Origin of the sequence: Parahaliea aestuarii (assembly GCF_008064635.1) — a bacterium.
In the GTDB taxonomy this organism is placed as follows: domain Bacteria; phylum Pseudomonadota; class Gammaproteobacteria; order Pseudomonadales; family Halieaceae; genus Parahaliea; species Parahaliea aestuarii.
Map to the genome: position 1 here is coordinate 118,223 of NZ_VRYZ01000009.1, position 21,210 is coordinate 139,432.

Below are 21,210 nucleotides of genomic sequence, written 5' to 3' on the forward strand. Positions count from 1 at the left end.
ATACCGCGGGAGTCCTGTTGCCTCTGCTACAGGTGGCCGGCACACTGCGCAGGACGCAACCTCCAGAAGACGCTTCATGTCCAACATTGTCCTCGTCACCGGCGGCGCCGGCTTTATCGGCTCGCATACCTGTGTCGCCCTGATCGAGGCCGGCTACCGGCCGCTGGTGTTCGATAACCTCAGTAACAGCAGCTTCGAGGTGTTCCAGCGCCTGCAGACCATTACCGGGCAAGCGATAGGGTTCGTGCAGGGTGATATCTGCGACCCTCTTGCCCTGCAGGCCGTGTTTGACCAGCACGATATTGCAGCGGTCATTCACTTTGCCGGCCTCAAGGCGGTGGGTGAGTCCGTCGAACAGCCGCTGGCCTACTACCAGAATAACGTCGCCGGCACCCTCAACCTGCTGCAGGCGATGGCGGCGGCCGGTGTGGATTCGCTGGTGTTCTCCTCGTCCGCCACGGTCTATGGCGACCCGGCCTCCAACCCCATCCGCGAGGACTTCCCGCGCACCGCCACCAATCCCTACGGCCAGAGCAAGCTCACCATCGAGCACATCCTCGCCGATTTGAGCGCGGCCCGCCCGGACTGGCGCATCGCCTGCCTGCGCTACTTCAACCCGGTCGGTGCCCACCGCTCCGGGCTGATCGGCGAAGATCCCCAGGGCATTCCCAACAACCTGGTGCCCTTTGTCGCCCAGGTGGCGGTGGGACGGCGCGAATACCTGAGCGTGTTTGGCGGCGACTACCCCACCCGTGACGGCACCGGCGTGCGCGATTACATCCATGTCATGGACCTGGCCGAGGGCCACGTCGCCGCGCTGCGTTACCTGGAGGGCAACGCGGGTCTGCTGAACGTCAACCTCGGCACCGGGCAGGGCGTGAGCGTGCTGGAGATGCTCGCCGCCTTCGAAAAGGCCTGTGGCAAAGCGCTGCCCTACCAGATCGTAGATCGCCGCCCGGGGGATGTTGCCGAGTGTTATGCCGATGCCGGCCTGGCGGCCTCGCAGCTCAAGTGGCGGGCGTCGCGGACTCTGGAAGACATGTGCGAGGACGTGTGGCGCTGGCAGTCGGGGAATCCGGAAGGGTATTGAGCCCGGTGTGGCCGTCTGCTGGCTGGCATTAATGGTTTACAAAGATTGACAATTTTTGATGTCAGGCGCATTTTTACCGCTAGGTGATTGGAAGCGGATGTTGGCATGCATGTGTCTTTAACCCCCGAACTCGAGGCGATTGTCAAAGCCAAGGTCGAAAGTGGTTTGTACAACAACGCCAGCGAGGTGGTTCGTGAAGCGCTGCGCTTCGTCGAAACTCACGATGCCTGGCTTCGTGAATGGAAAACAGCGGAGTTGCGCCGGCAGGTCCAGCTTGGTGTGTCGCAATTGGATGCCGGAGAAGGGGTGTCTGTGACGAATAAGGCCGAATTGGATGAGTTAATCACGGGAGCTTCACAATAAGGTGGGCCAATGCCCGCGAAGCCATCACGCCACCCTCCCATCCCTGCACCGGCACCGCGTCCACTCCCCCGTCTCCAGGCAGTACATCGACAGCGAGCCGCCCCACACGCAGCCGGTATCCAGCCCGATCACGTTGGGGCCCTCGGTTTTGCCCTCCAGCGAAGCCCAGTGGCCGAACAGGATGCGGTCGTTCGCGGTTTTGCGGTGGGCGTGGCTGAACCAGGCGGTGACCTTCTTGCCGCTGGTGGGCACCGGACCCTTGCTGATCAGGTCCAGTTCGCCCTCTTTGGTGCAGAAGCGCATGCGGGTGAGGTAGTTGGTGATGGCGCGCAGGCGGGGCATGCCGGTGAGATCGTCGGACCAGATGGCCGGTTCGTTGCCGTACATCTGGCGGAAGAACTCGGTGCAGTCCGGGCTCTGCAGCACGGTTTCCACCTCCAGGCTGCGGGCCAGGGCGTCTTCCACGCTCCACTGTGGCGGGATGCCGGCGTGGACCATGGTGTAGCCGTTCTCGTAGTGCACCAGGGGGCGGTGCAACAGCCAGTTGAGCATGGCGTCGCGATCGGGCGCTGCCAGGATCTTGTCCAGGGTATCGGAGCGTCCGGGCGGGCGCACCCCGGCGGCCACCGCCAGCAGGTGCAGGTCGTGATTGCCCAGCACCAGTTCCAGATTGTCCCGCATGTCATACAGAAAGCGCAGGGTTTTCAGGCACTTGGGGCCGCGGTTCACAATGTCGCCGACCGACCAGAGGCGATCCCGGTCGGGGTTGAAGCGCACCTGTTCCAGCAGGTGCTTAAGCGGCTTCAGGCAACCCTGAATATCGCCGACGGCGTAGGTCGCCATCAGTGCAGGGCCGTGGGGGTGTGCAGGGTGAAGGGCGGAATGGGCACCTCGAAGGCCGGCATGTCGGTGGGGTCGATATCCGCATCCAGCGGGGCAATCATCGTGTAACTGCCCTCCATGCACCCCACCGGGGTGGGCAGGGTGGCCCCGCTGGTGTAGCGAAATTGCTCTCCGGGCGGGATGATGGGCTGCTCGCCCACCACCCCTTCGCCGCGCACCTCCTGCACCTCATCGTTGGCATCGGTAATGATCCAGTGCCGCGACAGCAGCTGCACCGGTACCGCGCCGTTGTTGCGGATGGTGATGGTGTAGGCGAAGGTAAACTGCCCTGCCTCCGGCAGGGAGTGGCTGGGCAAGTATGTGGTCTGTACGGTTACCCGCACCTGCTCGGGCTTGATGTCGGTCACGCGGGGGTCCTTAAAGGGCGTTGGCGATATGGATGAAATCCACCAGTTCCAGTGTCTCTGCCCTGCAGCCCGGGTCAAGCCCCAATTGCTGAAGACCGGCGTCGTCCATCAGCCCCTTCAGGTTATTGCGCAGCGTCTTGCGCCGTTGGGCGAAGGCCGCCTGCACCACCCGCTTCAGTTGCGCCGGGTCGCAGTCCGGCCAGGGTGACGTCTGCCGCGGCGCCAGCCGCACAATGGCCGATTGCACCTTGGGCGGCGGGAAGAAGGCCTCTGGCGGCACGTCGAACAGGTGCTCCACCTCGCACAGGTACTGGGCCATGATGCCCAGTCGCCCCCAGGCCTTGCTGCCCGGCTCCGCCGCCAGCCGCTGCACCACTTCCAGCTGCAGCATGAAGTGCATGTCCCGGATCAGCGGGGCGAATTCCAGCAGGCGAAAGATCAGCGGGGTGGAAATGTTGTAGGGCAGGTTGCCCACCACCCGCAGCGGCCTGTCGTCCGCCGCCAGCGCGGCGAAGTCGAACTTCAGCGCATCCGCGCTGTGCAACTTGAAGCCGGGGTAAATGCTGAAGGCGGCCAGCAGGCCCGCGACCAGGTCGCGGTCCAGTTCCACCACGTCCAGGCGGCAGCCCGAGGTGACCAGCGCCTCGGTGAGGGCGCCCTGGCCGGGGCCGATTTCCACCAGGTGGTCATCCTCCCGGGGCTGGATGGCATCGGCGATGCGGCCGATGATGGCGGCGTCCTGGAGGAAGTTCTGGCCGAAGCGCTTGCGGGGGAGGTGGGATTGTTTGCTGGGCACGTAATCAGGGGATCTTTAGTGGGTAACTATTCTTCATTCTACGGACTTGCTAGGATTAGCGCAGCTTTTCTCACACCGAATTTAGCCCTTGCCTCCTACTGATACCACTGCGGCCTATCGCCCCATCTTCCTGACGGGCGCCCCTCGTTCGGGCACCTCCTGGCTAGGAGAAATACTGAGCGCAGGAAAAGGAGTTCGTTATCTGTACGAACCGATGAACTTCCGCTGGTCTCCCCGTCTTGCCAGCCGCTTCGGGCATTTTTCGTACTTTGCAGCTGAGGACGAGGTGCCGGAATTCCTTGAGCGATACGCCCAGCGTGCCTTCGCCGGGCGACAGTCGAGGGAGCAGTTGTTTCGCTCCTGGTACCGGGGCTATCTGCGCTCTGCGGTTCTACCCTTTCATCGCCTGATCGTGAAGGACCCCACGGCCGTGCTCATGGCGGACTGGGTCAGTGACCGCTTCAATGCTCAAGTAGTAGTGACCACGCGTCACCCCTGCGGTTTTGCGTCCAGCATCGTGCCTCTTGAGTGGGATCTCAGCCTGCCGCGATTTACAAGGCAGAACAAACTGGTTAAGGATCACTTGAAGCCGCATCTACCCGCCATTCGTCGAGCCAAGGGTGACCCCTGGAAGCAGGCGGCGGCGATCTGGTCCATGATTCATGTCGTCCTGTTGAACCAGTTGGCCCACCGAAAAGACTGGATTATCTGCGACTTTGAGACCCTGTGCAGGGACCCGGAAAATCAGGTTTCCCATCTGTGTGCGCGGCTGGGGCTGGTAGCTGATGCTCCTCAACGCCGGATACGCAAGCTTGCCACCGGTGATGGGCAGAGCGATACAGGCAGTACCCGCAAGCGGACCGCAGAAATGCCCTACATTTGGCAGTCGCGCCTGAGTCAGGCGCAAATTGACGCTGTACTGGAAACTGTCGCAGATTTCGGGCTGTCACCGACGCTGAATCATCAAGGAAGCAGCAGCTGATGGTTAGCCAGCTAACAAGTGAGGAAGCTGGGAATTCGGTTGAAGTTTGTATCCTGATGGCAACTTACAACGGGGAGGCCTTCCTCGCCGCTCAGATTGACAGTATTCGCGCACAGTCTTTCAGTCGTTGGCGTTTGGTGGTTCGGGACGATGGCTCAAAAGATAGCACCACCAGTATTGTCAACGAATACATCGAGCGCGACGGGCGCATACAGTGGCTTGATGATCCTGAGCCCTCACCGGTTGGGCCGGCACAAAGCTTTGCCCGGCTGCTGACCTTTGCGGCGCGATCCAACTGTGCTGCATTTTGTTTCTGTGATCAGGACGATCTCTGGCATATAGAAAAACTCGAGGCTTGCTTAGGTGCGCTTAAGGGGAGCGATTCTCCGCGCCTGGTGGCTGATGGTGTGAAGCCATTCGGCAGTGCTATCGAACTGCCGGATCTGGTTTCAACGCCGCCGGCAGCGAGCCCGCACAAGCCAGGTCCTGACCGGTTTTTGACCAGGAACACGCTGCCGGGATGCTCTTTGCTGTTCAATCGCCAGCTCGCTGACCTCGCACTCCCGGTATCCAAGAGCGCCATTATGCATGATTGGTGGATTTCCTTGGTGGGGCAGTTTGGTGGAGAGCTTGTCTATCTGGATACGGCACACACCTTTTATCGGCAGCATACGCAGAACACTATTGGTGTTTTCAGGATGGGCCGGGAAGTCCTCAATCTTGGTGGCTGGGTGTACCACTGGCGCAAGGGTAATGCAGAGCTGGCTGCGTCAATAGCCCAGGCGGCGGAACTGGGGGAGAGGCTGGCAGTGCGCGGAAGCACAATAGCGGATGGCTCTGCCCATAGCGATCTTGCCCGCTACGGCAGCCTTGCCAGTGCCGGAGTGGCTGAGCGCCTGAATGCGTTACATGCACTGCGATTGCGCGGCGGATTGCCACTGATGCGCACAGTGCTTGCGGCTCGACTGATAGTGGGGTTGTAGCTCAGGCCTGGGGCGGGGCGGGTGTACGCCCGCTAAGGAAGGCAAATACAGCCTTCCAGGGTGCAAGTGCCAGTTCCGGGTTGGTCTCCCTCAGCGCCTGGACAGCAAGGCCTGCCATGCGGATCAGAATCATGGGCAGAAGGAAAGCGCGGTGATGGCGCCATGTGTATTGGCAAGCGCTGTATGCAGCGAAATAGGAGCTTCTAGCGCGTTGGCCCTTGTCACGAGATGTTGCGTCGCTGCCCTGATGGCTGACTACACTCTCACAGCACCAGTCTAACCTGTCCTCACGACCCAGGCGTCTCGCCAGTTCCAGTTCCTCGTAGTACAGGAAGTACGACTCGTCGAGTCCTTGGTGGGCCCTAATGATATCGCCGCGGATGAACATCGCCGCGCCATAGATAAAATCAAAGCGGGTAGGGCGATGGCGATAACAGTTGACTTTATCGAGTGGGAGTCCCCGCAAGTACTTGCGCTCCATGCCCAACAGGCGTGAATAGCGGCCACCGCCTGCACATTGAATCGTGTCTGAGTTCAGATGTACGATGGTTGGCCCCCAGACAGCCACCGACGGATCAGTTGAAGTGGCATCGAGCAGAGCAGAAAGCGCCCCAGGACACAGTGTCAGGTCATTATTGAGGAGCCAGTAGTAGTCCGCAGGCGCATCGATTTCTGCTGCCCTAAAGCCGGCGTTCATTCCGCCAGCAAAACCTAGGTTATGAGAATTCTGGATGAAGCAGACATCGAGGTCGCCATGTCGTTCGATCCAGTCTGCTATTTGCTCGCAGGAGTGATCTTGAGAACCATTGTCAACGGGATAGAGCCGGACTCTGCAGCGGCTGCTATTTCGCAAAATCTCTTCGGCTATTGAGCTCAGACAGGCAATGGTGTCTACCGGGCTGTTCCAGTTGAGTACGATAACTGCGATATCTTGCACAGTATTGGCTGGGCTCCTGGCTGGCTTGTTCGTCTGTGGATGCGGCGCATTGTTGAGAGTGAGCGCAACCGATATACTCGCGTTCGTCCCAATATAACGCAACAACTGCCAAACAATCCTGTTTCCCGGTGGGAACCCAGTACTTTGTGAAATCCACTCAATGACGCTCTCCCAGTATATACGCTTGATCGATGTCCAGGCCAAATTTGCCCTGAAAGCTGATGCCTCCCGCTATTTCCTCGGGTACGTCTGGTGGATTCTGGAACCGCTGCTGTACGTTGGCGTTTTCTATGTGGTGTTCAATGTTATTTTGAATTCACGGCATCCGGACTTTCTCACTTTTCTAATGTGCGGTAAGTTGCCGTTTGTCTGGTTTTCGAAAAGTGTCATCACGGGGTCAAATGCCATCGTTAGCAACGCTGGGTTGATTGGAAAAATCAACGTTCCTAAAACCCTCTTTCCTATGGCTCGGATTCAGGAGGGTGTGTATAAGCAGATGGCGGTTTTTGCCCTGCTGATTGCTGTCGTAGTTATCAACGGCTACAGCCCATCCTGGATTTGGCTTTGGTTGCTACCGGTAATCGCGCTTAACTATTTGATGATTGTAGCTTGTGCGTTCGTGGGGGCGGTGCTGGTTTGTTACTTCCGTGATTTCAGCATGATTATCTCGCTTGGAATGACTTTCCTGATGTTCACTTCCGGCATTTTCTGGGATGTGCGAACCCTGTCGGACCCCGCACTGACCGAACTTATCCTCAACGTGAACCCCGTCGCGTTTATTCTGGACGCCTATCGCCAGATTCTGATGGGCGGGGTGGCTCCCGACCTGGGTGGGATGCTTCGGTATGCTCTCATCTTCGGCATGCTTGCTGCCGGGATGGTGTTCATTATGCGTAAACTGAGCCAGGCCCTGGCTCTCAAGGCACTGACAGCATGAGCCGGCAAAGCGACGCTATTCTTGAACTCGACGGTGTCTATCTCAACTACTCGGCCGGCAAGAACCATTTTTCCGAGGGGGTGCATCACGTCCTTGAGGATGTCTCCCTGACATTAACCGAGGGTGAGACGCTTGGTGTTATTGGTCGTAATGGCTGTGGCAAGACCACTATTCTCCGGCTAATGGGGGGGATAATCGCCCCAACCAAAGGCTCTGTTTGGCAGCGACCAGGTACCGCTTCAGCCTTGCTCTCGATCGGCCTCGGGTTTCGAGGCGACCTGTCGGGTAGGGATAATGCACTCCTGTCAGCGATGATGCAGGGTGCTAGTCGACGCCATGCCATGTCTTTCCTGGAGGAAATCAAGGAGTTCTCCGAATTGGGCGAATCCTTTGAGGAGCCGGTCAAAACCTATTCTTCCGGTATGCGATCACGTCTTGGTTTTACCACTGCGTTGATTACGCATGTGGACATTTTACTTATAGACGAAGTGCTTAGTGTTGGTGACGCGCATTTCAAGAATAAAGCAGAGAGAGCAATGAGAGAGCGATTGAGCGGCGATCAGACCGTAGTATTTGTGTCTCATGCCGACAAGCAGATCGAGTCACTGTGTGATCGAGCGATCTGGATTAATAACGGGCGTATCGCGTGCGGAGGGGAAACTTCCGAAGTGGTCAGCGCGTATCGTGAATCCATTGAAAAATCGAATAACGGATAGCTTCAGGTTACAGCAGGGCGTAATAAAACGAGCTAGTCCATTGTCGGCTTTTCGTAGCCAATGACCGAGTTGCCAGCAACCTATACCGATCGCAGTAGTGAATAAAATCGGGAGTAGATGGCGTTGTTGTGTGAGTATTCTGATGCAGTAGTTTGTAAGCTGTAGATAATGAGTGGGTAGACCCCCGCAAGTGTGAGGGAGAGATGAACTTTGAAGAACTAAAGGGCTGGATAACAGAAGCGCAAAACGGAGGCTCTCGCTTGTTCAGTAGTTGTTCGTTTCAAACCCATAGCCTGCCTTTGCTGCACATGATCAGCCGGATCAATTCCGGTATTTGCATTGCGTTCATCGATACGGGCTACCACTTTCCGGAAACCCTGTCGTTCAGAGACAGAGTTGCGGAAGAGTTTGGGCTGCGGAACCTGGTGAATTTGCGGTCGTCCATGCCGAAGTCCATGCAGAAGGATTCGCATGGCCACCTGATTTACACATCGGATCCTGACCACTGCTGTGCGATTAACAAGGTTGACCCCCTGGATTCATTACTGCTGAACCACGATTACTGGATAAACGGGGTTCGTGCCGACCAGAGCAAGGCACGGGCAGAAATGACCCTTGTCCAGAACGCTCCTCATGGCTGCAAACGGCTCCATCCCATGCTGGAGTGGGACAACAGGAAGATCTGGCAGTACATCAAGGAATTCGACCTGCCCAGGCATCCCTTGGACAGTGCTGGGTACCTTAGCATTGGCTGTGAGCCATGTACCCGGCGAATTGACCCGGAGCAATCAGAACGCGAGGCGCGCTGGTTTGGCATGAATAAGACCGAATGTGGGTTGCATACTGAGCTTATTAACAAATGAAAGTACTGGTTACTGGTGGTGCCGGCTATATTGGCAGCAAACTCGTCGAAACGCTTTCGTGCCATGACGAGGTTTCCGAGATTGTCATCTACGATAATCTTGCGAATCATAACTTCGATGTGTTTTTGCATCTGCAATTGGCGAAAAGCGCCAGGGTTCGGTTCATCCGGGGGGACATCCTGGACCGCAGAAACCTCGTCAGAAGTCTGGATGGTGTCGATATCGTCTACCATCTGGCGGCACGGGTTTCTACACCTCATGCAGTATCTGACCATCACGCGCTGGAGCAAGTGAATCACTGGGGCACGGCAGAACTGGCTTCCGCACTTGAGGAGCCGCAGCACCGGCATTGTCGCCTCGTATACTTGAGCAGTACGGCAGTGTATGGAGCCTCTGATAGCCCCGCGAATGAAGACACCCCGCCACAACCCTCCACTCATTATGGCACTTCCAAACTCCGGGGAGAGGCGCAGGTTCAGCGCCTGGTAGATGCCGGTCGGGCCACTATTATCCGCTCGGGGAATGTGTTTGGCTTTAGCCCCTGCACCCGCTTCGATGCGGTAATTAATCGCTTTGCCTTCGAAGCCAATTTCAGTGGGCGCATCACCATTCATGGGAGCGGTCGTCAGCGCCGTTCTTACCTGAGTGTGACGGAGCTCTGTGGCTTGCTTGCCGAGTTGCTGACCAGCACCGTTCCTCCCGCGCTATACAACTACGCCGTGCACGAGCTTTCGGTGCTCGACCTGGTGGGAGTATTTAAGGAGGCATTGCCTGATCTGGAGTTCATTTTTGTGGACCAGCATCTTGCGCTGGGAAGCTATACAGTCGACAGCCGGCGTCTAGCGAGTCATTACGCCGCACCTGCCGTCCGTTCAATTGATACTGAACTCTCTGAACTGGTTTCCAGCTTTTCTTTTGGGGCGGCGCTAGGTAATGGGTAATCGTAGTGACTTGGTTACGGTGGTTATCGATTGCCGGGGCGGGGTTGTTGAGCTTGAGCGATCACTAGCCAGCATCGGCAAGCAGTCTCTATGTGAGTGTCCTCACGTAGTCGTGCTGTGTGATGGGTCTGACATCTCCCAAGCCGAGGCCAGTAAGAGCATTGCTCAATTCCCATGGCTGCTGAGAATCGACCTGGTTCAGGAGGGCTCGGGCTGCTCGTTGGCGGAGTTGCTGTCATTGGTTCGTGGCTGCTATACGATTCTTCTGTGTAGTGGTGACATTCTTCACGTTAATGCTCTGGAGATGTTGGTAGATAAAGCGGAACAATGCGGCCAATCTCTGGTTGTTGGCCCTGTACGTTACTGGGCTGACTCGCGTTGCTGGACCCACCCCAGCATCGACAGCTACATGGCCAGCCTAGGTACAACGCGCGCAATAGATCTGCTTGAGTACACCCTTAATCAAAAGGCCATCATTACGCTGTATCCAACCTCGCTATTGCTGTCTGGTCAGGTAAGTGGTTGCCGTCTGGAAAAACTCAGCGAGTACTTGGTAGATCGTTACTCGGCTGAGGTCCCGAACTACGGGCGAGCATACAATATACCTGCCAAGCGAGCGACTGTGGCGCCCGACGTCTCCCGAGGTCATCTTCCTCTGGAAGGCCTGGAAAGTGGAAAACGTAACTTGGGCGCATGGCTTATCGGCGAAAGGCGCGGACTCGGCGCTGAAGACAACGGTATAGCTTTATTTAACTATTTAACAGGCCACGTTCCGGGTGTTGAATGCTACTACGTGCTTGATCAGAAAGCGGGAATAGAGTTTCCCGACAATGTATCTGACAGAGTGCTTGTTAAAGGCTCCCCGGCATGGAAAGACGCTCTGGAACGTAGCTGTGTCTTCTGTTTTACCGATAGCGCAGCAGACATCCTATTATCAAACGCAGATGTCAGCGACTACCTGGATCGCACCTTTGTATTCTTGACTCATGGGGTGCTGGCATACTCGCCGGGTGTTTACCCCAGAGATCACCCCTATATCGATCAGGTTATAGCGACGTCGAGAGCCGACGCCATAGCTGCGAATGAGACGTGGGGCTTCCCCTTCTCACGTTTCGCTTTTACAGGCTTGCCGCGCTGGGACAAACTGAAAATCGGGCAAAGCGATAGTAGGGATATATTAGTATGCCCTACTTGGCGAAAGTCATTGAACTCCGATTTCTGGGACGGAAAGTGTGGCCCCGAAGAGGAGCACTTACAGGTATTTCGTGAAAGCCAGTTCTATGACGGTTGGAAAAGCTTACTCTGCAATAAAGAGCTGCATAGCCTGTTAGAGCAAGAGAACCTACGGATAAGGGTTCGTCTGCATTTCAGGTTTGGCGTTTATATGCCCGTTTTCGAGGAATTGGCGAGCGAAAGAATTCGCATCGATCCGGTAGAGAGTGAAGTTGGTATTGGCCAGGTGATGCAGTCATGTATTGCGCTGATTACCGATTACTCTAGCATCATGTGGGATATGGCCTACATGGAGAAGCCTACCATCTGCTATCAGTTCGATAAACCGGCAATGTTGGCCGAACGTGGGAGGAGCGCATTTTCGCTTCCCGACGAAGAGATGGTGGCGGAGGTATGTTACTCCATCGAGGGTGTTACAAGTGTCCTGGAAAGGCTCGTCTCTACGGGGTTCACACTGGATGAAGAACAACAGGCCAAGCTGAAACGGTATGTTCCCCAGCGTGACGGAAAAAGTTGCCATCGCGTATACCAGGAAGTATCAGACAAGCTGTGCCGAATTTGCCCGTCTTCTGTAACTCCTCGGCGCGAGTTGAGCGAAAATGAGCTTCCCTTACGCAGTGTTGATCAAGCGCTTGAGTGCTGGTCTGGCAATGGGCGGGTATTCCTGTTGGGGCCTAAAAGCGGCAGTGGCGGTGAAACCCAAGCGCTATTGTGTTCAGAACTAGGAAATATTGAAAATACAACGGCGGACGACTTCATACTGGTTGAGCCATATATGCAGGCCTCATCTGACTGGGCTGAGTACTTTTTCAACTGGGAAAAAACACGCGAACTGCTTGAAAGGATTTGTAACCTAAAAGAGCGCAATGGTGTAAGAATCGGCATTGCTTTACCGGTAGCCTACTGTTTTCGACATCTTATCTCAAAGTACCTTTCTGCCTTCGATGTGGTGGCGGACGCGATAGACCAGTACCGCCAGCCGCAGGACAGCATCCATAGTTGTGACGTCTCGGTGATCGTGCCGGTTTTTAATGGTGAGCGCTATCTCGCGCGGTGTATAGAGTCGGTACTGAAACAACAGTTTGGCGGTTCTTTCGAACTGCTGGTTGTTGATGATGGCAGTACAGACAGTACAGCCAAGATAGTTGAGTCATTTCAGGCTGAACACGGTGGCATTACCCTGATTCGTCAGAGTAATTCCCGCCAGGGTGTTGCCCGAAACCGGGGGATGCTTGCTGCGCGCGGTAAATACATTACATTTCTGGACGCGGACGATGTGCTTCCGCAGCATGCGATAGCAGAACTATGGTGCCAAACCGCCGAGACAGAGCAGGACTTGGGTATTGCGTTGGTGGCTTCGACCAGCGGACCCTTTGCCCCGCAAAGAATCAATCAGTCCTACTATCACTATACTCAAGGTCCTTATGCTGTCTCAGCAGAAAGCTGGCCGCATGTATTCTATGATCCCAGCTGTGTCGGCAAGCTTTATCGGAAGACTTTCCTGATTGAAAATGGTCTCTTCTTCCCGCAGTCCTACCATGAAGACCAGTTGTTCTGCATGCAACTTTTCGCGACGGGTGTAAGTGCCAGCGTTGTTAAGGAAATTCTTTACTTCTACATGGCTCGGCAGGAAGAGGGCGTTCAGTCTGGAACGCAAACCTTCACGCTGGAAAAACTGACACAGATAACACGCATTGGTTTGGCAGTGGCCACCATTCTAAAAAATACAGCCCTATTACCCGATGTCGTTGATCACGCGATCGGCTTCTTGTTGATTCGATATGACCGCTACCTCTGGAAGCGCGATCAGTTAGGGCAGGGTCTAGATAGTATATTGGCAGACAAAGTTGCCTTAAGGGCATTGTCAGCGTTCCTTGGGGCCGCTCCGGACCACCTTATTCTGAACTCCTGCAAGTACAATGCCGTAATCTTTCTTCTACTGAAGCGGCAGGAGTTTGAACGTTGTGAGCAATGGCTTAGTGGCGATAGGCAAGATGTGGCCGGTTATCTTGTAGGTAGGGGAGCTGTTTCCCTTGAAGAAATGGAGCAAGTGCTGAGCGGCGCAAAGTGGCAGTTTCAGTTTAATTACTATCGGGCAGTTGAAGTGGGCGTCCGAACCTCCGGCGCGGGATGGGATATCACGCTGGTGACAGATATGTCATACGGGTACCGTTTGGGTTCCATAATTGTTAACTGGGTAAAGAAGCCACTAAGTATATTGATGGCTCCATGGCATTTCTCGGTACTGCTCTTCGACATGATCTCTCCCAGAGGAAGAAAAAGAGAGCAGGCCCGGCGACAGGCACTGCAGGCGACTTCTCTTCAAGGGCTTGAGATACACTCGGATTACGTTATAAAAACAGCTGCCTACCGACTGGGTGTACTACTTTTGGAAGCTGCCGTATTCAAAGGTCCGAAGTTGTCCGAGCTGCCAGAGAGAATAAGAACGATCTATATGGAAACGAAGAATTAAATTTTTACCCGGGAGTTCCTTCTTTGGAGTCGCCAACGAGTGGGGCGTACTCTTGTATAAGAATTGGGTAATTGGCGAGAGTTAGTACTTTTACTGTGAGGTTTGCCCGACCGATAAGAAGGGTTGCGCCCACGTGGCCGGAGAAATTGGGTGTTATTCTATTCATTTGAATTTATGTATTTGTTTCTTCCTCTGGTGCTATGCGGTTACTTTGCTTTAGCCCGCTACTCTGGGGGTGGCTCCGCTCGTGTGCTACTGGTCCTTAGCTCTTTAGCCTTTTACGGCTGGTGGGATTACAAGTACATTGCACTTATAGTCCCCTCAATCACATTCAACTATGTTCTTGGAGAGCGCCTTCTAAAGTATGGCCACCGAGGATTACTTGCATTTGGCGTGGCTTGTAACCTGGCGTTAATAGGCTACTACAAGTACGCCAATTTCTTCGTGGACACGGTGAACTCGCTTGCTGGTAGCGAGTATGTAATCCGTCAGATTGCATTACCGCTTGCTATATCATTCTTTACCTTTCAGCAGATCGCGTGGTTAGTCGACTGTAATGCAAAAAGAATTAACCGATCTCATGAATCACCGCTGAGCTATTGCCTCTTTGTACTATTCTTTCCCCAGCTAATAGCTGGCCCTATCGTTCACCATTCCGAGATGATGCCGCAGTTCTCCAAGAGCGAAACGCTGCGCTTTGATTGGAGCAATTTCGCGGTGGGACTGAGCTTTTTTATTATAGGGCTGGGTAAGAAGGTTATCATTGCAGACAATGTTGCACCGTATTCCAATGCCGTTTTCGATGTTGCGGAGGCTGGAACAGCAGTAAGCACAGGAGATGCGTGGGTCGGTGTGCTTGCCTATACCTCGCAGATATACTTTGACTTCTCCGGCTATGCCGATATGGCGATTGGCCTGGCAAAGATGTTCAATATCGATCTTCCCATAAACTTCAATTCTCCCTACAAGGCTAAGTCGATCTCAGATTTTTGGCGTCGATGGCATATGACATTGAGCCGATTTCTGAGGGACTACATCTACATTCCCTGTGGCGGTAACCGAAAAGGGGAATGGAAGCGCCAGCGGAATTTAATGATCACAATGCTTTTGGGAGGTTTGTGGCATGGCGCCAGTTGGAATTTTGTTATCTGGGGCGCACTACATGGCTTGTACCTAGTGATAAATCACACGTGGACACGGCTCGTAAAGGTTCATCTGCCTTGGTTTATTTCCTGGGGTCTAACGTTCCTCGTCGTGGTAATCGCTTGGGTCTTCTTCCGCGCCACCAGCTTTGATGCGGCGATTAGGATTATTGAAGCGATGCTGACTTTGACCAGGTCGTTGAATCTGACTCTGGTTGGTGACGAGGCTGTATGGCTGGTGATGGCCTCGCTTGCTGTGGCATTTCTTCTCCCGAATTCACAACAGCTACTCAATCGGCAGGAGTTCCTGCCATCAAGGCAGGGTGAGGTCCGCCAAAGTGACGGTTGGCTAAGCATAATTTCCCTGAATCGAAACTTCGTCTCGTTGTTTTTTTTACAGGCCACTGCGCTCATTTCAATCTGGTATCTCCTGGACCAGAATAGTTTGCAAGAATTCATCTACTTTCAGTTCTAAGGTTGGCAACGACGAAATGTTAAAGCAGATTAGCTACAAATGGTTCGCCGTTTTCCTTCTCGTTCCTATGTTTAGCTTCACGGCGGTTTGTGCTGCTATTAACGTAGCTTTCGATCCATTTGGGCTGTATATCCGCGGTGATGGTCTACAGCCTGTACTGATGGGCGGCCGGGGTTTAGATCGTTATCAGCATTCTGCCACAGTTCGGAATTATGCTCCGGAATCTATAGTGCTTGGACATTCACACGCGGCAAACTTCCTGCCAACGGATATTGAGGACAAGCTCGGCTGGAGCCAGGTCTATAGCGTTACCCTGGATGGGGGGCCACTGCATGAGCATAGTTTGGTAGGCAGATACGCACTATCAAACTCTGTAGTTAAGAACGTGCTATGGCTTGTTGCGCCCTATAATTTTCTTTACGAGGTTGATGGTTTTAATCCGAAAATGCCGTTTCCTGAAATTTTGTATGACGATAGCAGAGCCAATGATTTTAATTTGGCGATCTCACTACCGTTCGAGACTTTAAAGTTTTCAGGGGAGAAGCTTCAAATACAAAAAAGTTTGTATGGAGAGGAAGGTGGCGACCGCCATGGATATGACTTTCGTGATTACTCCACATCATGGTTTAGCAAAGCAAGAAAACGTTTTGGAGACAAAAAGGGAGTTGCAACGAAAATACTTCGTTGTAGGAAAGATGATTGCAGGGCAGCTCTGCTGAATCTTTTAGAAGGAAGTACTTCGAGCGTAAGCACTGGAGAGATAGCCGATGCAAAGTCGCGTTTGCCGGAGGTTGTGTCAGAAAACTGGGAGAGGAATATTCGTCCGCTTGTATCATCTAATCCGAGCGTCAATTTTGAGTTGGTTATCCATCCTCCATTCCCATACCTGCTCTGGCTTAATGTGAAAAAGCGTTCAACTGAGGGCTACCTGAGAAGATTGGCGACAATTAAGTACATTGTCGAGCAGGCGAGTACTTACGAGAATCTAACGGTTTATGGGTTTGGCTTATACTCAGATGCATCTGATCTAGGAAAATATAAAGATGCAACTCATTACCATATTGATGTAAACAGAAAGATGATTGATTCAATCGCTAGGAAAGATGGAATTTTAACTGATTCGAATATCGATGCATATTTGCAACAATTTGATGCGGCAATTACGTCGTACAGTTCAGGACTTTTTGTCGACGAGATCTTTCCGCAAGCAGGTGATCAAGTCTCTAAGCAAAGACTTTGATGGCCAGCTCATGTTGATCTCGAATCGATTTGAGGCTGTTCTTCTGTTGGGGACTACTTTTTACCGGGGCATAGCTCTTTTGAGCTGCAAGTAATTTTAAAGCATTTTAGCTAAAAGAATAGAGTACAGAGCTTTTAGATCCCCGCCAATCCCTCCAGAGGTGTTCTGGGCGACCAGCTCGATTTATTGTGAAAAAGGAGATGAGCATGATTAAGGTACCATGTCCATCTCCGGGCACAGGTAGTCGTTGCTAAGAGTCGGGTCAAGGGGCGATCTGTCAGAAGACCTCGCGAGTCGTGGGTGTTTGTTGCAAGCAGGGGAAGACCAGTGAGGGCGGCGTCATGTAGCGCAATCACAGCATCCGATGACCGGTACAGAGGTGACCAGGCTACATGTGGGTCGAAGGCCGACACGTCACTAATGAGTTGCTCTTGCCCCGTGGTGCGGATTACCGATATGTCCTTACACGGTATCGCTGAAAGCTCGTGCGCTACACTGCCGAATATGCGCAGAATAATGGGTAGCTTCTTGTCACGGATGCGTTGTAGTACCTTGACGATCAGGTCCATATCATCGGCATGAGTAAACTGACCAAACAAGGCAATGCGATGAGGCTCGTTCGGCTTCTTGGCGCGTATCCAGGGGCGCGGGCAAGTGACTCCTCCAGGCGGAGGAAAAGCTGCTTTTCTCCAAGGCCTGTTGGGATATCGAGCTTGCATCTCGTGATTCGAAACTGCGCTTAGAGTGAGCCTTTGTGACGCTTGATTGATGATGCGACGTGTCTCTACGCTACCTCCAGATTTCATCTCAGCATCATGACCTAGCCAGTAAAAATCATAACTCTGCTCCAGGGTAGGCAGGTAGTCGAGGAGATGGAAAGTAATCTCACTGTCCGTGACAACTATTGCTTTGTCGAAGCCTTGCTTGCTGAGCTGGGTTGTCAGCTTCGAGCTTGGGAGTGCAGATGGTGAGTTGATGGTACTTGCTATGTCGTTCATAGCTGGATTCTCACCTGATGAGTTGAAGCATAGAGTCGCAATTTCGAAGTCACTGGAAATCTGATCAATCAATGCATGGCAGAAGCGGGCCGTGTTGTTATGCATCCCTATGGCGATGAGCAGCAACTTACGATGCTGATAGGTTGCTGACTTTTCGGTACGTTGAATAGCTTCGTCTAAAACAGGGGCGCAATGGGATCGTGTAACGTGGCGAGATTGAAAACGCCCCATGAAGGCATAGTGGAGTACTGCGGGGTAAGTCGAAGCCATCACATCGGGGTTACCCTCCAAATAGCTCATTGCACTAAAGCCCGCACAAGGATCTCGCTGTTCCCACATGCCCTGGTTAACATAATGCCATAGTGGATCTACTCCCGAGTTCTTAACATCAGAATATGCATTCTGATACCAATCGCGATCGAAAAATGCACTTAGTCCGTAAAGCCGCGAGACGCGCAGCCTTGCTAGCGACTCAGAACGGGAGAGCATTCGACATATGTGGTTCAGTACTGTGGCGAATTTGCGATGGCGTAGTATGGCCCAGCGGATGTTGTTGATAACCGGGCTAGAATTGCTTTTGATTAGAAGCTTCGATTTAGTGTAGGCGCGGCTTACCCGAGATTGACGGCGGAAAGCAAAGGATCGTAATCTGATTGCTGTTCGGCGTAAACTGAAGTCCGCGACGCCTGTAAAAATGTCGCTGTATCTTAGCCAATTGTGGTTTTTCGCAGCCGAACCATAATCCTGTATTGGATTCACTCGGCAGCTCTTAGTTACCTTACAGTGAGTAAAACCGCCAAGTCGAAGGGCTGCATGAGCAATATCTGCCCAATGCTGATTCGGTCCGCACCACGATTGCTGGAAAAGCTGGGGTTTAAGAAGTGCGCCTTCAAAGGGCCCAAATACTTCGTCCCTATTAAAAGTATCAGACGACGTGATGCAACCTGCTGCCCGAGGTTGCGTTTGTAAAGCTTGTTTTAACAAACTGATGCTAGCGAAAGGATGGTCGGGTCTGCCGTTGAGCAACCACACGAAATCTGTTGTCACGCTTGCCGCCTGTTGTATAAGTTCATGCGGGTGGGCGGATTGAAGTTTCAGCGTTCGTAAATCATGACCTTCGAGACGCATCTGGCGCCTATCTTGTATGGTTAGCGGGCATTGTTTGCCAACATATAGAATGGTTATGCTTGCATGCTCTATAGCTTTCATTAGCCTGGCGTGTGCAGTAGCGCCAATGCCTGGCATTTGCCTTATTGCTGGCGAGGATGCCAGCTTTTCGAGGAGATCGAGCCTGATATTACCGCTAGAGTTTGCGATACCTTGTTCGACGCGTTCAATGATAGAAAGCTTGTTTAGGTAGCGTTCAATTACATGCCAGGAAGAGTGTGAGCCTTGCGCAGGGTGCCGTCTACTCTGAACGGTAACCTTGGGTACATGCTGAATGTTGGCAACTTCCGTGAACCTTACCCACATGTCGTTGTCCTGGGTGGTCGGCAATTTCGGATGAAAGCAGCCAGCAAGGTCAAAACATTTCCTGGGTATCAGCAAACTACAACCGTTGATCTTGCTCAACATGGCTGCACTGATTGCATCCCGACTGGACGGCAATGCTTGATAAGCTTTTCTTTGAATGCTTCCGTTTTCATCGATAACTTCGACATCGCTAAACAGCACCAATGGCTTGCTGGAGCTCTGGAAGCTTGATTGCCTCTGATGCTCAGTAACCATTGTTTTGATTCTGTCTGGTAAGTACTTGTCATCATGGCTGAGCCAACTGAAGAACTGACCCCGCATCACTTCTATTCCAAAGTTGAGTGCTGTTGATACGCCTCCATTTACTTTATAGAAGTAGCGAATCCTGTCCTTATACTGAGCGCAGATGGCTGCGGTAGAGCCCCCATCAGTGGAGCCGTCCTCCACAACAATGACTTCGGTGTTGCTCCAGGTTTGTGACAGCGCGCTTTCGATAGCTTCGGCGATATAGTTGGCGCCGTTGTATACCGGAATGACGATAGAAACCAGAGGATTGGATGGGTTGCTTTTCTGTGCCATATCAGGGGCTGCTGATCATCTCTTGGTAAGCCTCTAGCGCGATAGGACCATTAGTTCTGGCGCACCATCCTGCTTCCACTGTTGCGCGATTTCTCTGAGCGGCACCATCAACGAGGTCGTCGTTTGTCGCTGCGAGAAGGATTGCCCTGCTTAATGCAGCGATATCATGGGGGGATACCAGCAAGCCGGTTTCACCGGGTATTACCCACTCTTTACCACAGCAGGTATTGGCCTGAATAACAAAGGTGCCAACCGACATGGCTTCCAGCAAAGTTGTACTGATACCGTCCGAAATACCGTAGCCAATGGCGACGCGGGCCGAGGCAAGGCGGGCTATGGTATCTGCGTGATTCGGGAGGTAAGGCGAGACTGAAATATCCAGTCCATCCTGACTTCGCAGCTTCTCAACTAGCGCTGCTACAGGTTTACTTGCGTGGGCAACGACAATTTTATACTTCTTCAGATAGGGCGCGATCAGGTGTAAAGCCAGAAGGATGTGGACTCCGCGGCCAGCCCAGTGGTGGTAGCCCTTGATAAATATTGTTCTTCGTTCTGATGGCTTTGAAAGCGACGACAGTTTTGGATAGCTGGTATAGTCTATTCCCATGCTCGCCGGCATTTGGGGGAACTGAAATCCACTGAAGCCGTTTCTCTGTGCCCAATCCAGGTCTCGTTCGCAGTCGGAGTGCAAGCCGTCCACTGACTGCAATAGCGAGCGCAGGACCGGCCGGTGCTCCCCGAACTGTTTGTAAAGGAAAATATCGCTACCCCAGGAGGAAGCGAGCCACGGTGGGAAGTCTCGGGTAAAGATGCTTGCTTTTGCCCGCCGCTTACATTCGGCAACGAGATAGCCACCATGTTGCAATTCCATGCTGTGTATCAAGTCGGGTTTCAGTGCGTGAATGATCTTACCGAGCGAGGAGGGATCTGGCATTCGTTGCAGGGGTAATCGGGTGACTGGCCTTGCGTAAGGATAGCTGCCGGGGGAGTCAGTATCGGCCTGAGGCAGCGCTGCAACCCTGTCATCGGGAACGATGCCAATCTCATTGCTGGCCAATTGCTTGAGATCACTGCGTGAGCTGACCGGCTTAGCGGGTTGAAGCTCGGGAACAGGGCGCTGAATGATACTGGGGAAAACAACCACGCGAAAAGGCCCATTGCGGATAGCGCTTATCCAACGGGCGAGGTGAATACTTCCTGTCATGCCCACTACCAGAATAAGTGGAGGCTGAGGTTTGCGTTGCAGCATCACGGCTCCTTAAGCCGCGTTTGTACTTCAAGCTTTATTCGATCCGATAGTAAAACCGGATCATAAGCCAGTGCCATATTTTGCAGTAGTGAGGCATCCAGCACTGTGTCATCAGGAAACTGCACCGCTGTCAAAGCGCTCACTGTTGATCGATAGGCCTGGGGTATCGAGAGTATGTCGGGGCTTGAGGTAACCACACCCACGTAGATCGCGGCCGTGGGAAATACCTCGTCCGGGTTGCTTACAGGGCAAACTGACGAGACTTCTGCGTGCAGCCCCGTCTGAAAGCGCAGCGAGTTCAGGGCTGCGGCGACTTCATTGCCTGCAACAGCAACGAATCGGACACTAACGTTATTCTCTTTCAGCCATTTACCGCAATGATGAAGAGCAGAAACCACCAGGAGGGCGCGCCCCTCCTCATCATCAGCGCCGTGGACTACAACGTTCCCTTGCATCTTGTGTCTTAATTAGTCAGGTTTTTGATCTGTCG

General features: G+C 53.4%; 18 protein-coding genes. 11 read left to right on the forward strand and 7 right to left on the reverse strand.

Annotation, left to right across the window (positions count from 1 at the left end; all coding sequences use genetic code 11):
* Positions 1–76: 76 nt before the first annotated feature.
* The gene (gene galE, locus FVW59_RS17940; protein WP_148065758.1) at positions 77–1,090 is read left to right on the forward strand and encodes a UDP-glucose 4-epimerase GalE; all 1,014 of its coding nucleotides are present in this window, start codon (positions 77–79) and stop codon (positions 1,088–1,090) included.
* A 105-nt stretch (positions 1,091–1,195) separates the two neighbouring features.
* Positions 1,196–1,453, forward strand: coding sequence for a type II toxin-antitoxin system ParD family antitoxin (locus tag FVW59_RS17945; RefSeq protein WP_148065759.1), 258 nt, complete (start codon positions 1,196–1,198; stop codon positions 1,451–1,453).
* A gap of 24 nt (positions 1,454–1,477) precedes the next feature.
* On the opposite strand, the gene FVW59_RS17950 is transcribed toward FVW59_RS17945, so the two are convergent.
* Genes FVW59_RS17950 through rsmA form a run of 3 tightly spaced genes read right to left on the reverse strand, consistent with a single transcriptional unit; the run spans position 1,478 to position 3,499 of the window.
* A complete protein-coding gene (locus FVW59_RS17950; RefSeq protein ID WP_148065760.1) occupies positions 1,478–2,296 on the reverse strand; it encodes a symmetrical bis(5'-nucleosyl)-tetraphosphatase in 819 nt (272 codons plus the stop codon).
* Positions 2,296–2,703: a Co2+/Mg2+ efflux protein ApaG gene (apaG, locus tag FVW59_RS17955; RefSeq protein WP_425468413.1), complete on the reverse strand. Its 408-nt coding sequence runs from the start codon at positions 2,701–2,703 to the stop codon at positions 2,296–2,298. Before apaG ends, FVW59_RS17950 begins: the two co-directional genes overlap by 1 nt.
* A 10-nt stretch (positions 2,704–2,713) precedes the next feature.
* The gene (rsmA, locus tag FVW59_RS17960) at positions 2,714–3,499 is read right to left on the reverse strand and encodes a 16S rRNA (adenine(1518)-N(6)/adenine(1519)-N(6))-dimethyltransferase RsmA (RefSeq protein ID WP_148065761.1); all 786 of its coding nucleotides are present in this window, start codon (positions 3,497–3,499) and stop codon (positions 2,714–2,716) included.
* 88 nt (positions 3,500–3,587) lie between these two features.
* Here rsmA and FVW59_RS17965 point away from each other — a divergent pair, with 88 nt between their 5' ends.
* Positions 3,588–4,481, forward strand: a complete 894-nt coding sequence (locus FVW59_RS17965; RefSeq protein ID WP_148065762.1) for a sulfotransferase — start codon at positions 3,588–3,590, stop codon at positions 4,479–4,481.
* Complete coding sequence (locus tag FVW59_RS17970) at positions 4,481–5,464, forward strand: glycosyltransferase (RefSeq protein WP_148065763.1); 984 nt, start codon at positions 4,481–4,483, stop codon at positions 5,462–5,464. Before FVW59_RS17965 ends, FVW59_RS17970 begins: the two co-directional genes overlap by 1 nt.
* Before the next feature lies 1 nt (position 5,465).
* Here FVW59_RS17970 and FVW59_RS17975 read toward each other — a convergent pair whose 3' ends face one another.
* Positions 5,466–6,401: a glycosyltransferase family 2 protein gene (locus FVW59_RS17975; RefSeq protein WP_187275964.1), complete on the reverse strand. Its 936-nt coding sequence runs from the start codon at positions 6,399–6,401 to the stop codon at positions 5,466–5,468.
* 184 nt (positions 6,402–6,585) lie between these two features.
* On the opposite strand from FVW59_RS17975, the gene FVW59_RS17980 reads away from it, so the two are divergent.
* The 7 genes from FVW59_RS17980 to FVW59_RS18010 all read left to right on the forward strand — a co-directional run bounded on the left by FVW59_RS17980 (position 6,586) and on the right by FVW59_RS18010 (position 16,421).
* Positions 6,586–7,338 carry an ABC transporter permease gene (locus tag FVW59_RS17980; protein WP_246139787.1) on the forward strand — a complete coding sequence of 251 codons (753 nt, stop codon included), beginning with the start codon at positions 6,586–6,588 and terminating at the stop codon, positions 7,336–7,338.
* Positions 7,335–8,054 carry an ABC transporter ATP-binding protein gene (locus FVW59_RS17985; protein ID WP_148065766.1) on the forward strand — a complete coding sequence of 240 codons (720 nt, stop codon included), beginning with the start codon at positions 7,335–7,337 and terminating at the stop codon, positions 8,052–8,054. Before FVW59_RS17980 ends, FVW59_RS17985 begins: the two co-directional genes overlap by 4 nt.
* A gap of 203 nt (positions 8,055–8,257) precedes the next feature.
* The gene (locus FVW59_RS17990; protein WP_148065767.1) at positions 8,258–8,917 is read left to right on the forward strand and encodes a phosphoadenylyl-sulfate reductase; all 660 of its coding nucleotides are present in this window, start codon (positions 8,258–8,260) and stop codon (positions 8,915–8,917) included.
* The gene (locus FVW59_RS17995) at positions 8,914–9,858 is read left to right on the forward strand and encodes an NAD-dependent epimerase/dehydratase family protein (protein ID WP_148065768.1); all 945 of its coding nucleotides are present in this window, start codon (positions 8,914–8,916) and stop codon (positions 9,856–9,858) included. Before FVW59_RS17990 ends, FVW59_RS17995 begins: the two co-directional genes overlap by 4 nt.
* Positions 9,851–13,564 carry a glycosyltransferase gene (locus FVW59_RS18000; protein ID WP_148065769.1) on the forward strand — a complete coding sequence of 1,238 codons (3,714 nt, stop codon included), beginning with the start codon at positions 9,851–9,853 and terminating at the stop codon, positions 13,562–13,564. Before FVW59_RS17995 ends, FVW59_RS18000 begins: the two co-directional genes overlap by 8 nt.
* Positions 13,565–13,714: 150 nt before the next feature.
* A complete protein-coding gene (locus tag FVW59_RS18005; RefSeq protein ID WP_148065770.1) occupies positions 13,715–15,181 on the forward strand; it encodes an MBOAT family O-acyltransferase in 1,467 nt (488 codons plus the stop codon).
* Between the two features lie 16 nt (positions 15,182–15,197).
* A complete protein-coding gene (locus FVW59_RS18010; RefSeq protein WP_148065771.1) occupies positions 15,198–16,421 on the forward strand; it encodes a hypothetical protein in 1,224 nt (407 codons plus the stop codon).
* A gap of 134 nt (positions 16,422–16,555) precedes the next feature.
* Here FVW59_RS18010 and FVW59_RS18015 read toward each other — a convergent pair whose 3' ends face one another.
* Genes FVW59_RS18015 through FVW59_RS18025 form a run of 3 tightly spaced genes read right to left on the reverse strand, consistent with a single transcriptional unit; the run spans position 16,556 to position 21,175 of the window.
* Positions 16,556–19,471 (reverse strand): glycosyltransferase, encoded by a 2,916-nt coding sequence (locus FVW59_RS18015; RefSeq protein WP_148065772.1) that lies wholly within the window; start codon positions 19,469–19,471, stop codon positions 16,556–16,558.
* A gap of 1 nt (position 19,472) precedes the next feature.
* The gene (locus tag FVW59_RS18020) at positions 19,473–20,720 is read right to left on the reverse strand and encodes a glycosyltransferase family 4 protein (RefSeq protein ID WP_148065773.1); all 1,248 of its coding nucleotides are present in this window, start codon (positions 20,718–20,720) and stop codon (positions 19,473–19,475) included.
* On the reverse strand, positions 20,720–21,175 hold the full coding sequence (locus FVW59_RS18025) for a hypothetical protein (RefSeq protein ID WP_148065774.1): 456 nt from the start codon (positions 21,173–21,175) through the stop codon (positions 20,720–20,722). Before FVW59_RS18025 ends, FVW59_RS18020 begins: the two co-directional genes overlap by 1 nt.
* Between the last annotated feature and the right edge of the window lie 35 nt (positions 21,176–21,210).